This window comes from Streptomyces spongiae (assembly GCF_009377185.1).
GTDB lineage: Bacteria > Actinomycetota > Actinomycetes > Streptomycetales > Streptomycetaceae > Streptomyces > Streptomyces spongiae.
In genome coordinates this window covers 25775-42325 of sequence record NZ_VJZC01000027.1, presented here as the reverse complement: position 1 = coordinate 42325, position 16551 = coordinate 25775, and the positions used below count along the sequence as shown (strand labels likewise).

Below are 16551 nucleotides of genomic sequence, written 5' to 3'. Positions count from 1 at the left end.
CAGTCACCTCAAGCCAGGCCCCACCCGTGTCGGCCCCTTCCCCCCGGGGACCGGCACGGCTCGCGGACCGGGTGAGCAGGTATCGCCCGCGCACCCGGTCCGCCCCGAGCCGCCCCGGCTCCGCGACCGGCCGGGAGGGCCCTCAGCCCACCCGGCAGGCCAGGCTCGTGGCGGGATCACCTCCCGAGCCGTCCGCCACGTACCCGAACGTCGTGCTCTCGCCCGGATCCAGCGACCCGTTCCAGTCGACGTTGTGGACCATCACGTTCTGTCCGCTGTAGGTGGCGTTGCCGCTCCACAGGCTTCTGACCGACTGCCCGCTCGGCAGCGTCCAGTCGACCATCCAGCCCAGCATCGGCACGTCACCGGTGTTCTTGACGGTCACCTCGGACTGGTAGCCGCCGCTCCAGCTGCCCGTCGTACGGCGGGTCGCCGAGCACTGGCCCGGTACGGGGTCGGTGGGGTTGCCCGGCTCCTTGACGCCGGTCACCTCGCCGTTGCCGCCGTCGAAGACGATGTCCGAGCAGGAGTAGAAGGTCTCCTGGCTGTCGGAGCGCTGCCACACCATGTAGATGAGGTGGCGGCCGGACTTGTTGGCGGGAAGCTGACCCCGCCAGGAGTAGTTGGCCTCGACCGTGCCCGGGGAGCCGTTCAGCGGCGGGTGGTCGACGCTCAGGAACGGCCGCTCCTCCATGTCGTTCCAGGTGAGCGTCTTCGTCGGGTCGAAGCCGTCCTTGGTGATGTAGACGTAGAACCAGCCCGGGTGCGCCGCCCACGCGTTGTACGAGAAGTCGACGGTCGCGCCCGAGGTGAGGTGGGTCAGCGGCCAGTCCTTGCTGGGCGTGTTGAACCCCGTGAAGTTGGTGTTGCCGCCGCTGCACAGCTGGCCGTCGGGGACGAAGCCGCGGGTGCGGCCCGCTCCGTCCGAGCGGAGCACGGAGAACCAGTTGTAGAACGGCGTGGTGCCGCTGACCTGCTGCGCCGCCTTGCAGGCCGGGTTGACCGGTTTGATCTCACCGGTGTCGGTCAGCCCGTCCTGCCAGCACAGGAAGGTGCGGCTGCCCGGTTTCATGGGGGTGCCGTGGGCCTCCGCCTCACCGCTGCCCGCCGTCACGACCAGGCCGAGCGCGGGGATCGTGGTGACCAGGGCGAGCAGGACGAGGAAGAGGGCTCTGTGGCGTTTGGGGAGTATCGATCGTAAGGTTGTCACGTGCATGACAAACGCTCCTTCAGTGTACAGCCATGAGGAACGTGCGTGTGCGCGCAGGGGGCGCCGGGTGCGGTGCGGCGCCTCCGCGTGCGGGGAGGTGGGAGCGTTCCGAGGGGCGGGTTCCGGTCCACCGCTATGGGAGCGCTCCCACCACACCTATTTCGAAAGCTAGCGCTGAGCGGCTCACATGTAAACGCCTGACGCACGCCGCCTGAAGCCTGGCGCCGGGCGAGCGGCGCCGGGCAACACGAGGGCGGGCCCGGAGTCGCCCCCGAGCCCGCCCGTGCCGTCGGCGGTGGTCAGCCCAGCAGTTCCACCTCCGCCAGCGTCGACTCACCGGAGAGGACCAGGCGGTACTGCGTGTACGTGCCCGGGGTGGTCACCGAGAACGCCCGGGTCTGCCTGTCCCACTGGAAGGACTCGCCCGTGCGCCGGTCGAGGGTCTTCCACGTGCTGCCGTCGGACGAACCCTGGAGGGTCCAGCCGGTCGGTGCCTTGGCGCGGTCCGAGGACGAGGTCAGCGTGTACTGGACGGCCTTCGTCCCGCCGTCGACCGGCAGGTCCACGGACGACACGGCCGCGTCCGTCGCCGACGTGTTGTCGGACAGCGCCCCCTCGCCCTTCGTCACGTCCGAGCGCGGTGACGGCACCGCGTCGTCCTGGGTGATCGAGACGGGCGCCGCGTTCCGGCCGGTGCCCCACGAGGACGGCTTGGGGCCCATGTCGAACTCCAGGGTCCCGCCCTTCGCGATCAGCGAGTGGGGCAGCGATGTCGTCGTCCACTTCTTGCCGTCCACCTTCAGGCCCTGGACGTAGACGTTCTTCGCGCTGTTCTTCGGGGCCCTGACCACCAGGTCCTTTCCGTTCTCCAGGTGGACGGTCGCCTTGGTGAACAGCGGGGAGCCGATGGCGTACTCGCCGCTGCCCATGACCAGCGGGTAGAAGCCGAGCGCGGAGAAGAGGTACCAGGCCGACTGCTCGCCGTTGTCCTCGTCGCCGTGGTAGCCCTGGCCGATCTCGCTGCCGGTGTACAGGCGGGACAGCACCTCGCGGACGTTCTTCTGTGTCTTCCAGGGCTGTCCGGCCGCGTCGTACATGTAGTTGACGTGGTGGGCGACCTGGTTGGAGTGGCCGTACATGCCCATCCGGACGTCACGGGCCTCCGTCATCTCGTGGATGACCCCGCTGTACGAGCCCTTGAACTCCGGCGAGGCGGTCTCGGGCGTGGCGAAGTACTCGTCGAGCTTCTCCGCCAGCTTGCTCCGGCCGCCGTACAGGTTGGCCAGGCCCCGGCTGTCCTGCGGGGCGGTGAAGGCGTAGCCCCAGCCGTTCGTCTCCGTGTAGTCGTAGCCCCACACGCGCGGGTCGTACTTGCTGGACTCGACCCGCCAGTCGCCCTTCGCGTCGCGGCCCTGGAAGAAGCCGGCCTTCTTGTCGAACAGGTTCACGTAGTCCTGGGCGCGGTTGAGGAAGTAGGCCGCCTCCTCCTTGTAGCGCTTGTCGCCCGTCTTCTTGTAGAGCGCCTGGCCCATACGTGCGATGCCGTAGTCGTTGAGGTAGCCCTCCAGCGCCCACGACAGGCCCTCGTGCGTCTCGGTGCTCGTGTAGCCGAGGAAGGGGGAGGTGGCCATGCCCTTGCGGCCCACGCCCGCTGACGGCGGGACCACCGTCGCGTTCTTCACCGCCGCGTCGTAGGCCGCCTTCGCGTCGAAGCCGACCCCCTTCACATACGCGTCCGCGAACGCCACGTCCGACGAGGTGCCCGTCATCAGGTCCGCGTAGCCGGGGGAGGACCAGCGCGAGGTCCAGCCGCCGTCCTTGTACTGCTGCACGAAGCCGTCGACCATCTCACCGGCCTGGTTCGGCGTGAGGAAGGAGTACGCCGGCCACGTCGTCCGGTAGGTGTCCCAGAAGCCGTTGTTGACGTACACCTTGCCGTCGACGATCTTCGCGCCCGTGTGCGTCGGGGTGTCCGGACCGGGCATGGGCGAGAACGGGGAGGCGTACTTGTACGTCGAACCCACCTTCTCGAAGCCCGAGTTGGGGTACAGGTACAGCCGGTACAGGCTGGAGTACAGCGTCGTCAGCTGGTCCGGCGTGGCGCCCTCCACCTCGACCTTGCCGAGGACGCGGTCCCACTGGCGCTGCGCCCGCGTCTTCACGGTCTCGAAGGACGTGCCGTCCGGGATCTCCTGGCGCAGGTTGTCCTTCGCCTGGTCGACGCTGATGAGCGAGGTGGCGAGGCGCAGGGTGACCGTGCGGTCGGCGCCCGCGTCGAAGCGGAGGTGGCCCTTCACGCCCGACGAGCTGCCCTCCTTCACCGGTGCGTCGAAGACGCCGTACACGAAGAGGCGGGTCGCGCCCGTCGACAGCCCGGACTTGACGTCCGAGTAGCCGGTGACGATCCCGTTCTCCTTGTCGAGGGTCAGACCCGCCTGGTCGGTGACGTTGTCGAAGAGCACGCTCGCGTCGTCGCCCGGGTAGGTGAAGCGCAGCGCCGCCGCGTGGTCGGTGGGCGCCATCTCGGCCTTGAGGCCGTTCTCGAAGCGGACGCCGTAGTAGTACGGCCGCGCCGTCTCGTTCTCGTGCCGGAAGGCCAGCGCGCGTGCCGTGCGGCCGTTGTCCGGGGTGCCCGACGCGGCCGACGGCATCACCTGGAAGGTCTGCCGGTCGCCCATCCAGGGGCTCGGCTCATGGCTCGCGCTGAACGCCTGGATCGTGGGCAGGTTGTCCGCGTTGTTCGCCCGTGCGTAGTCGTACAGCCAGCTCAGGGAGCCCGCGTTCGTGACCGGTGTCCAGAAGTTGAAGCCGTGGGGCACGGCGGTCGCGGGGAAGTTGTTGCCGCGGGAGAAGCCGCCGCTGGAGTTCGTGCCGCGGGTCGTCAGCGCGTAGTCCGACAGGTGGGCCTTCGGCTTCTCGGGGGCGGCGACGCGCAGGGCCACGTCGTCGAGCCAGCCCCGGAACTTCGCCGGGCCCTTCGGCGAGTCGTAGGCCACCAGGATCCGGTCCACCGTCTTGCCGGCCGCGACCGAGCCGATCCGTGACGCCACGTTGTTCCACTGGTTGACGTACAGCACCTTGGCCGCGCCCTGCCCGCGGGGGGTGAGCGCGAAGCCGTGCTGGTCGGTGGCGGCGAGATCGCTCAGGTAGGTGCCGTCCGTGAAGGCGAGGTCCACCGACACGTTGGTGGCGTCGTAGTCGCGGTCGCCGTCCGCCATGGACGGGAAGATCCGGTACGCCAGCTCGGTGTTCCGGCCGACGGCCACATCGACGTCGAAGACCTTGTTGTACGAGTACGCCCGGCCGTCCGCCGTGTGCCGGCCCGCGTACCGCAGCGCACGCTTGCCCGTGAAGCCCGCCCACGCCTTGGCGGTGGGGGAGCCGCTGGGGCCGCGGTCGACCAGCGAGAGCATGTCCTGGGGGAGGGGATCGCCGCTGCCGCCCGTGGAGAACTGCACGTCGGCGAGCTGGGTGGCGTCGGACGCGCCGTTGTTCCTGGTGATCTCCAGCCGGAAGTGCCGGTACTCGGCCGGGCCGCCCCCGATGTCGTACGTCTTCGTCTGGAACGGCTCGCTGAAGGATTCGCCCGACCGGGTGTCGAGGGTCTTCCAGTCCTTGCCGTCCGTGGAGCCCTGGAGCGAGAAGTCCTTCGGGTTCCGTTCGGCGTGGTCGTTGGCCGACGTCAGCGCGTACTTCACGATCTTGGCCGGGGCGTCGAGGTCGAACTCGACCCAGCCCGTGGAGGCGAAGGTCAGCCACTTGGTGGTCGGCTCACCGTCGACGAGGTTCTCCTTCACCTCGCCCGCGCCCGCGTACTCACCGCTCGCCCGGAGGTCCGTGACGTGGTCGTTCACATTGCCGGGGATGCCGCTGCTGAAGCCGCCGTCGACACCGGATGACCTTTTGCTGCCGTCTGGTGCGGTATCGACCGTATTGAGCCAATCCGGTGATGGATCAGCTGTTTCGAAGGACGAGTGGAACTCCCGGTCCGCGGACGCCGCCGCGACCGGCAGTGCCACGGCCACCCCCTGCGAGGCCGTCACGAGAGCGAAGGCGGCGGCGCCGAGCACCGCCGTGGAACCCCATCTGTGCCGCATGCGCGAGCACCCTCCCTGCGCCTGATCGGAACGATCAGCAATGGACAACGTTGTCAACTTCGCTGCGCAAGGCACTAGTAGGGGTTCAAGTGCCGGGTGGTGTCAAGGGTGTTGGACGTGGCATCCGGGCGTTCTGTGGCTGGTTCCGCGCCGGAGAAGTGACGTCGAATCGGGGCGAAGTGGTGTGGATCTTCGCTCAGGAAGGTCACAGTCGTGTCATATTTCCGCGAGGTCTCAACTCGGAAAAGACCACAGGCCACCTTGCGTTCGATCTTGCTCAGCTGACGGGGAGTGGACTATACCTGTCGGCGTCCGCCTAGCCGAGCCAGGCTGTGGACAGGCACAACCCGGGGGGAATACGGGGCCAGGGGCCGTGTCACACGCGCCGTCTGCCGTCTCGCCCCTGTTGAATCCTCACGCACGACCCCAGCACGAACCGACCGCGGTGCCGGGAGGATCCGGTTCACCGCCTGAGTCCTGGAGAAGGCGAGGACTTGAGCATGGGATCCACTACCGACCGGACCAACGGCCCCGAGGGCGTCGGCCGCCGTGATCTGATGAAGCGCTCCGCAGCGCTGGGCCTGATCTCCGTTCCCACGATGGGCTTCCTGTCCGCGTGTGCCAGCGGCGGTGGCGGCGACGAGGAGAAGGCCAAGGCGGGGGAGAAGACCGCGAAGAACCCCCTGGGTGTCAACAACACCGCCCAGATGGAGTTCGTCCTGTTCGACGGCGGCTTCGGCAAGGAGTACGCCCAGGACGCCGTGAAGATCTACGAGAAAAGCTTCCCCAAGGCGAAGGTCAAGTTCTCCGCCACCCAGAAGATCCAGTCCACGCTGCAGCCGCGGTTCAACCAGGGCACCCCGCCCGACCTCATCGACAACTCCGGCGCCGAGCAGATGGACATGGGCGTCCTGGTCGGCAAGAAGCAGCTCGCCGACCTCACCCCGCTGCTGGACTCCCCGTCCTACGACGACCCGAACAAGAAGGTCCGCGACACCCTGCGCCCCGGCATCGTGGAGATGGGCCAGTTCGACGGCGACCCGGTGTGGATCATGTACTACGCCTACACGGTGTACGGCGTCTGGTACTCGCAGAAGGCCCTGGACTCGCTCGACGAGCAGTACCCCGAGACCTGGGACCAGATGCTCGCGGTCTGCGAGAAGGCCAAGAAGAAGGGCATGGCGGGCTGGACGTACGCGGGCAAGTACCCGTACTACCTCCCCTTCTCGCTCTACCCGATGATCGGCAAGGTCGGCGGGCGCGAGGTGCTCGACGCCATCGACAACCTGGAGCCGAACGCCTGGAAGAACCCGGCGGTCAAGGCCTGCTTCGAGGCCTACTACGAGCTCTACAAGAAGGGCTACGTCCTCAAGGGCACCCCGGGACTGGACCACATCCAGTCGCAGACCGCCTGGGCCGAGGGCAAGGCGCTGTTCATCCCGAACGGCTCCTGGGTGGAGAACGAGTCCGCCAAGGTCATCCCGAGCGACTTCGACCTGGCCGTCTCCGCGCCCACCGGACTCGACTCCTCCGACAAGATGCCCTTCGGCACCATCTGGGCCTCCGGCGGCGAGCCCTTCGTCGTCCCGGCCAAGGCGAAGAACGGCGCGGGCGGTATGGAGCAGCTGCGCATCATGCTCAGCGAGGAGTCCTCGAAGAACTTCACCAGCAAGGTGAAGTCACTGACCGCCTTCAACGGCGGCACGGACGGCATCAGCCTCACCCCGGGCCTGAAGTCCGGTGTCGCGGCGCTGGAGAAGGCCGGCGACAACGTGCTGAACCCGCGCTTGCAGGACTGGTACGTGCAGCTCCAGAAGGAGCAGATCGGTGTGGCGGGACTCGGCGAGATGATGGCCGGCCGCATCACGCCGGCCGAAGCCATCAAGAAGATCCAGGGCTTCGCCGACGCGGCCGCCAAGGACTCGTCGATCAAGCACTACAAGCACCAGTGAGGATCCGCCTGACGGGCCTGCCCGGCGTGTGCGCGCCGGGCAGGCCTCAGGGGCCCTTGCACTATGCCCGCCCGGGTCGCGCGGTCTGGCACCGCACCTCGCCGCGTTGCCGAAACGCCCACGTGGCTCCTCCCCCACTCTCGGCTTCGCTCGAGCGGGGGGACCCCCACCGAGGGAGCTCCGGCGCCTTGCGATGCACGGCACCGGACCACGCGACCTCATCGGACGCTCATAGTGCAAGGACCCCTCAGCGGAGCCCGCGCGCAGATCGGGGTCGGTGGTAATGCAGCACGGCAAGTACCGGTTCATCGTGGGGTTCCTCGCGGTACCCCTGGGGCTGTACGCGCTCTTCGTCGTCTGGCCGTTCATCCAGTCCATCTACTACTCGTTCACGGACTGGACGGGCTTGAGTCCCGAGTTCAAGATGGTCGGCTTCGACAACTACTCGAGGATGCTCGACGACAAGATCTTCTGGAAGTCGTTGCAGCACAGCGTCCTGTTCGCGTTGCTGGTGCCGCTGGTGACACTCGGACTGGCGCTGTTCTTCGCCTTCATGATCAATGTGGGCGGGCGGCGGAGAAAGGGCGGACCGGTGATCTCCGGTGTCCGCGGCTCCTCGTTCTACAAGATCGTCTACTTCTTCCCGCAGGTGCTCTCCATCGCGATCGTCGCCCTGCTGTTCGCCTTCGCGTACAACCCGGACAGCGGCGCGATCAACTCCCTGCTGCGCGGGATCGGGCTCGACAGCGTCCAGCCGCTGTGGCTGGGCGACCCGAACCTGGCGCTGTGGTGCGTGATGGCGGTGCTCGTGTGGTCCACGGTCGGTTTCTTCGTGGTCCTCTTCTCCGCGGGCATGGCCTCCATCCCGGCCGATCTGTACGAGGCCGCGCTGCTGGACGGCGCGAACCGCGTCACCACGTTCTTCCGGGTCACCCTGCCGCTGCTGTGGGACACCGTGCAGTCCGGCTGGGTCTACATGGGCATCCTCGCCCTCGGCGCCGAGTCGTTCGCGGTCGTGGGGATCATGACGACCGGGCCCGGCGGCCCCGACTACTCGACCACCGTCATGGTCCTGTACGTGTACCAGAAGGCGTTCCGTGACGGTCAGGCCGCCTACGCCACCACCATCGGCGTCGCCCTGCTCGTCGTCACGCTGGCCTTCGCCGCCGTCGTGATGCGGCTGGGCCGGCGCGAGCGGCTGGAGTACTGATCATGAAGACGACCGAAGCCTCCGCCCCCGTACCGGCCGAGTCCGGTGCCCCCGTCGTCAAGGTGGACGCCCCGGCCGGAGGGCCACCGAAGGAGAAGAAGGAAGGCACCTTCCTCAACGCCTTCTCCCACGGGATGCTCGTCCTGTGGGCGTTCATGGTCGTCATGCCGCTGCTGTGGGCGGTCATGACGTCATTCAAGGACGACAAGTCGATCTTCAGCTCACCCTGGTCGCTGCCGGACAAGCTGCACTTCGACAACTGGTCGCGGGCCTGGACCCAGGCCAACATGAGCGACTACTTCCTCAACACCGCCCTGGTGGTGGGAGGTTCGCTCGTCGGCACGCTGGTGCTCGGCTCGATGGCGGCGTACGTGCTCGCCCGCTTCGACTTCCCGGGCAACCGCTTCATCTACTACCTGTTCGTCGGCGGCATGAGCTTCCCGATCATGCTCGCCCTGGTCCCGCTGTTCTACGTCGTGAACAACATGGGCCTGCTGAACACCATCCACGGCCTGATCCTCGTCTACATCGCCTACTCGCTGCCCTTCACGGTGTTCTTCCTGACCGCGTTCTTCCGCACCCTGCCGTCCTCGGTGGCGGAGGCGGCGTTCGTGGACGGGGCCTCGCACTCCAGGACGTTCTTCCAGATCATGCTGCCGATGGCCAAGCCGGGCCTGATCAGCGTGGGCATCTTCAACTTCCTGGGGCAGTGGAACCAGTACATGCTGCCGACGGTGCTCAACACCGACCCGGACAAGCGCGTCCTCACCCAGGGGCTGGTGCAGCTGGCCGTCAGCCAGGGCTACAAGGGCGACTGGTCCGGTCTCTTCGCCGGGCTGGTGATGGCGATGCTGCCGGTGCTCGCCGCGTACATCGTCTTCCAGCGGCAGGTGGTGGCGGGACTCACGGCGGGCGCGCTGAAGTAGGAGGATTCCGGCCCCCGACACCCTGACGCGTTCGCTGTCCGTACGCCGTTCCCGGCCTTCCGGGGGCGGCGTACGCGTGCAGGTGCAACGCCCCCGATCTGGTTCAACCTCTTGACGGGACGACCCCGAACAGCTCGACTTAGAGTTCACTTGTTGGAAATGGACGGGGCCTCGCTGAAGCGGTCCCGCGCGCAGGAGGTCGTCGTGGAGACTCCGGGGTCGCAGTCGTCGCTGCACCGAGCCAACCTGGAGCGGGTCGTACGAGCCGTTCGGCTGGCCGGGTCCCTCACCCAGGCGGAGATCGCGCGGACGACGGGCCTGTCGGCGGCGACCGTCTCCAACATCGTGCGGGAGCTCAAGGACGGCGGAACGGTCGAGGTCACGCCCACTTCGGCGGGCGGCAGGCGGGCCCGGGCCGTCTCCCTGAGCGGTGACGCCGGCATCGTCATAGGAGTGGACTTCGGGCACACGCATTTGCGCGTCGCGATCGGAAACCTCGCCCACCAGGTGCTGGCCGAGGAGTCCGAGCCGCTCGACGTGGACGCCTCCGCGGCGCAGGGCCTCGACCGGGCGGAGCAGCTGGTCAACCGGCTGATCGCGGCCACCGGAGTGGACCGCGACAAGATCGCGGGCGTCGGCCTGGGCGTGCCCGGTCCGATCGACGTGGAGTCCGGCACCCTCGGCTCCACCGCCATCCTGCCCGGCTGGACCGGAACCCGGCCCGCCGAGGAGCTGCGGGGACGGCTCGGCGTGCCCGTGCACGTGGACAACGACGCCAACCTGGGCGCCCTCGGGGAGCTGGTCTGGGGCAGTGGCCGCGGGGTCAAGGACCTCGCGTACATCAAGGTCGCGAGCGGTGTCGGCGCCGGCCTGGTGATCGCCGGGAAGATCTACCGCGGCCCGGGCGGCACGGCGGGCGAGATCGGACATATCACTCTGGACGAGTCCGGCCCGGTCTGCCGCTGCGGCAACCGCGGCTGCCTGGAGACCTTCGCGGCCGCGCGCTACGTACTGCCCCTCCTGCAGTCCAGCCACGGCACCGGCCTGACCATGGAAGGCGTGGTCAGGCTGGCACGGGACGGAGACCCGGGCTGCCGCCGGGTGATCGCCGACGTCGGCCGTCACATCGGCAGCGGAGTCGCCAACCTCTGCAACCTGCTGAACCCGAGCCGGGTGGTCCTCGGCGGTGATCTCGCCGAGTCCGGGGAGCTGGTCCTCGGCCCCATAAGGGAGTCCGTCGGCCGGTACGCGATCCCCAGCGCGGCACGTCAACTCTCCGTGCTGCCAGGGGCATTGGGCGGTCGTGCCGAGGTCCTCGGAGCCCTCGCGCTGGCCCTCAGCGAGATGGGGGATTCGACACTTTTGGACGGAACGCTGTCCTCCGCCGCGCCTGCCTTCACTTAGATAACGAATGGCACCGTTGCCATCTCGTTAAGGATTTACTTCTTGACGTCGCACGTGTGGCCGAGTTGACTTCCCGTCACCTCGGCCGCAGTGTCGCGGCCTCGTCAGGGAGGTTTCTGAAGTGAACACGCGTATGCGCCGTGCCGCCGTCGCCGTTGCAGCTGGTGCGATGGCCGTCTCGCTGGCCGCCTGTGGCAGTGCCAAGGAGTCGGGGGACTCTGACAGCGAGTCCTCGGGCGCGGCGAAGGGCGACAACATCAAGGTCGGCCTGCTCCTGCCGGAGAACAAGACCGCGCGGTACGAGAAGTTCGACAAGCCCTTGATCGAGAAGAAGGTCAAGGAGCTCACGAACGACAAGGCAGAGATCCTGTACAGCAACGCGCGGCAGGACGCGAGCCTCCAGGCCCAGCAGGTCGACACGATGATCACCAGCAAGGTGGACGTGCTCATCCTGGACGCCGTGGACGCCAAGGCCATCCAGAACTCCGTGCAGAAGGCCAAGGACGCGGGCATCCCCGTCGTCGCCTACGACCGCCTGGCCGAGGGCCCGATCAGCGCCTACACCTCCTTCGACAACGAGGAAGTCGGCAAGACCCAGGGCGAGGCCCTGCTGGAGGCCCTGGGCGACAAGGCCAAGGACGGCGACATCGTCATGATGAACGGCGCCGTCACCGACCCGAACGCCGCCATGTTCAAGAAGGGCGCCCACTCCGTCCTCGACGGCAAGGTCAACATCGGCCGCGAGTTCGACACCAAGGAGTGGTCGCCGGACAACGCCAACGCCAACATGGAGTCGGCGATCTCGGCGCTCAAGAAGGACAAGATCATCGGCGTCTACTCCGCCAACGACGGCATGGCGGGCGGCATCATCACCGCCCTCAAGGCCGCCGGCATCGACGTCCCGGTCACCGGTCAGGACGCCGAACTCGCCGCCGTGCAGCGCATCCTCACCGGCGAGCAGTTCATGAGCGTCTACAAGTCCTACCCGCAGGAGGCGAACGTGGCGGCCGAGCTGGCCGTGGCGCTCGCCAAGGGCGAGAAGCTCGACTCCGTCGCCAAGGACAAGGTCTCCAGCAGCAGCGCCAAGGACGTTCCGTCGGCCATCATCCCGGTGGTCTCGCTGACCAAGGAGAACATCAACGACACCGTCATCAAGGACGGTATCTACACCACGGCCGAGCTCTGCACGGCCAAGTACAAGAAGGCCTGCGACGAGGCCGGCGTCAAGTAAGCAGCCGCACCTCGCCCATCCCGTACGGGAGTCCACCGCGACTCCCGTACGGGACCGGCTTCATGTGGGCCGCCCCTGACAGGGGTCCGGTCCACTCCACGGCTCCTCCGGCGCCCCGCGCATCAGACAGCCCCGCAAGCTAGAGCGGGGCGCCGGACGGAACAACCCCCCCCGTTTTTCTCTGCTTTTCTCTGCAGAACCCTTCCGCCGGGTCAGGCGGCGAAGGAGATGGTTCACGTGTCCGCTACGCCCGTGCTGGCGTTGCGCGGGGTCTCCAAGCGGTTCGGTGCCGTACAGGCGCTCACCGATGTAGAGCTCGAGGTCCACGCCGGTGAGGTGGTCGCCCTGGTCGGCGACAACGGCGCCGGAAAATCCACGCTGGTCAAGACGATCGCCGGCGTACACCCCATCGATGAGGGCGTCATCGAATGGGACGGCAAAGCCGTCCAGATCAACAGGCCGCACGACGCCCAGAGTCTGGGCATCGCGACCGTCTACCAGGACCTCGCGCTGTGCGACAACATCGATGTCGTCGGCAACCTCTTCCTCGGCCGTGAGCTGAGGAAGTGGGGCGTCCTCGACGAGGTCGAGATGGAGCGGCGCTCCCAGGAACTGCTGCGGACGCTATCGATCCGCATTCCCAGCGTGCGCATCCCGATCGCCTCGCTCTCCGGCGGCCAGCGCCAGACGGTGGCCATCGCCCGCTCCATGCTCGGCGAGCCCCAGCTGGTCATCCTCGACGAGCCCACCGCGGCCCTCGGCGTCGAGCAGACCGCCCAGGTCCTCGACCTGGTCGAGCGGCTGCGCGAGCGCAACCACGCGGTCATTCTCATCAGCCACAACATGGCCGACGTGAAGGCCGTCGCCGACAAGGTCGCCGTGCTGCGCCTCGGCCGCAACAACGGCGTCTTCGAGGTCAAGTCGACCTCGCAGGAGGAGATCATCTCCGCCATCACCGGCGCCACCGACAACGCCGTGACCCGCCGTGCGGCGCGCACGAACGGGGAGGTTTCCAAGTGAGCATCGACAAGACCTCCACCACCGCGACGGACGAGCACGCCGTCGAGAACCCCGAGGCCGCCGCCGCCGCGGTGACCGCGGTCGACCCCCGGCTCCTCGTCCGCGAGCGGGGCCTCACGGGCTACGTCGGTGAGTTCAGGCGGAAGATGAAGGCCGGTGAACTGGGCTCCATCCCGGTCGTCATCGGTCTGCTCATCATCTGTGTCGTCTTCCAGAGCCTGAACTCGGCGTTCCTCTCCGCGCAGAACCTCAGCGACATCTCCGTCACGATGGTCGGCACGGGCATGATCTCCGTCGGCATCGTCTTCGTACTGCTGCTCGGCGAGATCGACCTGTCCGTCGGCTCGGTCAGCGGCGCGTCCAGTGCCATCGCGGCCGTCCTCGCGGTCAACCAGGGCTGGCCCGAGTGGGCGGCGGTGCTCTTCGCCATCGCCGCGGGTGCGGCCATCGGCGCGGCGCACGGCTTCTTCTTCGCGGTGCTCGGCGCGCCCGCGTTCGCCGTCACCCTGGCCGGCCTGCTCTTCTGGCTGGGCTTCATGCTCCAGACGCTGGGCGAGAACGGCACGATCAACCTCGACAGCGACGGCTTCATCGGCAAGCTGACCACGTACTTCTTCACGGACATCGCGGCGGCGTACGGGCTTGCCACCGTGGTGGTCGCGGTGTTCTTCGTCACCTCGTTCCTGGGCAACCGCCGCCGGGAAGCGGTCGGCATCCCGTCGCGGCCGCTCAGCGACACGCTCCTGCGTACGGTGCTGCTCGCCGTGATCTCCTTCGCCGCGGCCGCCATGTACAACCAGTACAAGGGCCTGCCGCTGGCCACGGTGATCTTCCTGGTGTTCCTGGTGGCCACCGACTTCGTGCTGCGCCGCACCTCGTACGGCCGCAAGATCTTCGCGCTCGGCGGCAGCGTGGAGGCGTCCCGGCGTGCGGGTATCAACGTGACGGCGGTGCGGATCTCCGTGTTCGCCGTCTCCGGTGGGTTCGCGGCGATGGGCGGCCTGTTCCTGGCCTCCAAGATCGCTTCGGCGAACCAGAGTGCCGGTACCGGTGACCTGCTGATGAACGCGATCGCCGCGGCCGTGATCGGTGGTACGTCGCTGTTCGGTGGGCGTGGGCGTACGTGGAACGCGCTGCTGGGTGTGATGGTGATCGTGTCGATCCAGTACGGGTTGCAGCTGGAGTCGATCGCGGAGCCGGTGAAGTACATGATCACGGCGGGGGTTCTGCTGACGACGGTTGTTATTGACTCGGTCACACGTCGTACGCAGAAGACCGCGGGTCGCGCGTAGTGCCGTAGGGCTGCTTGTTGTTGTTCGGCTGCGGCTTGTACGTGGCTGGTCGCGCAGTTCCCCGCGCCCCTTTGGGGCGCGGGGAACTGTTGTCTGCGGCCGATCGCGTGAGTATGACGCGCGGGCCGGGCGTCGGCCGTACGGGCGGAACATTAGACTCGACCGGACCCGGCAACGCTCGAACGCACACTGCAAGGAGGCACGGGTGCCGCTGCTGACCCGCATCAGGGGACCGCGCGATCTGGACCGGCTCAGCCTGGAGCAGCTGGACCAGCTGGCCGAGGAGATCCGGACCTTCCTCGTGGAGGCGGTGTCCAAGACCGGCGGCCACCTGGGGCCCAACCTGGGTGTGGTCGAGCTCACCATCGCCATGCACCGCGTCTTCGACTCCCCGAAGGACAAGGTGCTGTGGGACACGGGCCACCAGTCCTACGTGCACAAGCTGCTCACCGGCCGTCAGGACTTCTCGAAGCTGAAGATGAAGGGCGGTCTGTCGGGTTACCCGTCACAGGCCGAGTCCGAGCACGACGTCATCGAGAACTCGCACGCGTCCACGGTCCTCGGCTGGGCCGACGGCCTCGCGAAGGCCAACCAGATCCGCAAACGCGGCGACCACGTGGTCGCCGTCATCGGTGACGGCGCCCTCACCGGCGGTATGGCCTGGGAGGCGCTCAACAACATCGCGGACGCCAAGGACCGCCCCCTGGTCATCGTCGTCAACGACAACGAGCGGTCGTACGCCCCGACGATCGGCGGCCTGGCCAACCACCTCGCCACGCTGCGCACGACGGAGGGGTACGAGCGTTTCCTCGCCCGGACGAAGGAAGTGCTGGAGCGCACCCCGGTCGTGGGCAAACCGCTCTTCGACACCCTGCACGGCGCGAAGAAGGGCCTGAAGGACTTCATCGCCCCCCAGGGCATGTTCGAGGACCTGGGGCTCAAGTACGTCGGCCCCATCGACGGCCACGACATCGAAGCCCTGGAGTCCGCGCTCGTGCGGGCCAAACGGTTCGGCGGCCCCGTCATCGTGCACTGCCTCACCGAGAAGGGCCGCGGCTACCAGCCCGCCCTCCAGGACGAGGCGGACCGCTTCCACGCCGTCGGCAAGATCCACCCCGACACGGGTCTGCCGATCGCCTCCTCCGGTGCCGACTGGACGTCCGTCTTCGGCGAGGAGATGGTCAGGCTCGGCATGGAGCGCAAGGACGTCGTCGCCATCACCGCCGCCATGCTCCAGCCGGTCGGTCTGGAGAAGTTCGCCAAGGCATTCCCCGAGCGGGTCTTCGACGTGGGCATCGCCGAGCAGCACGGTGCCGTGTCCGCCGCCGGTCTGGCCACGGGCGGACTGCACCCCGTCTTCGCCGTGTACGCCACCTTCCTCAACCGCGCCTTCGACCAGGTGCTGATGGACGTGGCCCTGCACAAGTGCGGGGTCACGTTCGTGCTGGACCGGGCCGGTATCACCGGGACCGACGGCGCCTCCCACAACGGCATGTGGGACATGTCGATCCTCCAGGTCGTACCGGGGCTGCGGCTCGCCGCGCCGCGTGACGCCGACCAGGTGCGCGCCCAGCTGCGGGAGGCCGTGGAGGTCAAGGACGCCCCGACCGTGGTCCGCTTCTCCAAGGGCGCGGTAGGTCCCGCCGTACCCGCTGTCGGCCGTATCGGCGGCATGGACGTGCTGCGCGAGCCGGGCACCGACGCGCCGGACGTGCTGCTGGTGTCGGTGGGCGCCCTCGCGCCGATGTGCCTGGAGATCGCCGGCCTGCTCGACCAGCAGGGCATCTCCACGACCGTGGTCGACCCGCGCTGGGTCAAGCCCGTCGACGAGGCCATGGCGCCGCTCGCCGAGCAGCACCGCGTGGTCGTCACCGTCGAGGACAACTCCCGTGTCGGTGGTGTCGGCTCGGCCGTCGCCCAGGCCCTGCGCGACGCCGGTGTGGACGTCCCGCTGCGCGACTTCGGAATTCCGCCGCGCTTCCTGGACCACGCCACCCGCGCCGAGGTCATGGCGGAGATCGGCCTCACCGCGCCGGACATCGCCCGCCAGGTCACCGGTCTCGTCTCCAAGCTGGACGGCCGGTTCGAGCAGGTGGAGTCGGTGGAGCCCGCCCGCGACTGAGGTATGCGCAAGGGCCGGTCCCACCACCTTTTACGGTGGTGGGACCGGCCCATTCGCGTGAATTCACCGCGCTGGGGCATACGCCCT

At 68.0% G+C, this 16551-nt stretch carries 10 protein-coding genes; 8 read left to right on the top strand and 2 right to left on the bottom strand.

The features are described 5' to 3' along the window. Positions 1-142: 142 nt before the first annotated feature. Positions 143-1216: a lytic polysaccharide monooxygenase auxiliary activity family 9 protein gene (locus tag FNH08_RS06930; RefSeq protein ID WP_152770355.1), complete on the bottom strand. Its 1074-nt coding sequence runs from the start codon at positions 1214-1216 to the stop codon at positions 143-145. A 293-nt stretch (positions 1217-1509) separates the two neighbouring features. After that, positions 1510-5307, bottom strand: a complete 3798-nt coding sequence (locus FNH08_RS06925) for a GH92 family glycosyl hydrolase (RefSeq protein WP_152770354.1) — start codon at positions 5305-5307, stop codon at positions 1510-1512. A gap of 500 nt (positions 5308-5807) precedes the next feature. Here FNH08_RS06925 and ngcE point away from each other — a divergent pair, with 500 nt between their 5' ends. From ngcE to dxs, 8 genes are all read left to right on the top strand, one after another. After that, positions 5808-7259, top strand: coding sequence for an N-acetylglucosamine/diacetylchitobiose ABC transporter substrate-binding protein (ngcE, locus tag FNH08_RS06920; protein WP_152770353.1), 1452 nt, complete (start codon positions 5808-5810; stop codon positions 7257-7259). A gap of 283 nt (positions 7260-7542) precedes the next feature. After that, entirely contained in the window at positions 7543-8469 is a 927-nt protein-coding gene (locus tag FNH08_RS06915) for a carbohydrate ABC transporter permease (protein WP_152770352.1), read from the top strand. A gap of 2 nt (positions 8470-8471) precedes the next feature. Continuing rightward, the gene (locus FNH08_RS06910; protein WP_152770351.1) at positions 8472-9395 is read left to right on the top strand and encodes a carbohydrate ABC transporter permease; all 924 of its coding nucleotides are present in this window, start codon (positions 8472-8474) and stop codon (positions 9393-9395) included. Positions 9396-9599: 204 nt separating this feature from the next. After that, positions 9600-10799 carry an ROK family transcriptional regulator gene (locus FNH08_RS06905; RefSeq protein WP_322723895.1) on the top strand — a complete coding sequence of 400 codons (1200 nt, stop codon included), beginning with the start codon at positions 9600-9602 and terminating at the stop codon, positions 10797-10799. A gap of 133 nt (positions 10800-10932) precedes the next feature. Next, the gene (locus FNH08_RS06900; RefSeq protein ID WP_152770361.1) at positions 10933-12030 is read left to right on the top strand and encodes a substrate-binding domain-containing protein; all 1098 of its coding nucleotides are present in this window, start codon (positions 10933-10935) and stop codon (positions 12028-12030) included. Positions 12031-12258: 228 nt separating this feature from the next. Continuing rightward, the gene (locus tag FNH08_RS06895) at positions 12259-13050 is read left to right on the top strand and encodes an ATP-binding cassette domain-containing protein (protein WP_152770350.1); all 792 of its coding nucleotides are present in this window, start codon (positions 12259-12261) and stop codon (positions 13048-13050) included. Further along, the gene (locus tag FNH08_RS06890; protein ID WP_322723893.1) at positions 13047-14342 is read left to right on the top strand and encodes a sugar ABC transporter permease; all 1296 of its coding nucleotides are present in this window, start codon (positions 13047-13049) and stop codon (positions 14340-14342) included. The genes FNH08_RS06895 and FNH08_RS06890 overlap by 4 nt, the downstream gene beginning before the upstream one ends. 205 nt (positions 14343-14547) lie before the next feature. After that, on the top strand, positions 14548-16464 hold the full coding sequence (gene dxs, locus FNH08_RS06885) for a 1-deoxy-D-xylulose-5-phosphate synthase (RefSeq protein WP_322723891.1): 1917 nt from the start codon (positions 14548-14550) through the stop codon (positions 16462-16464). Positions 16465-16551: the final 87 nt, after the last annotated feature.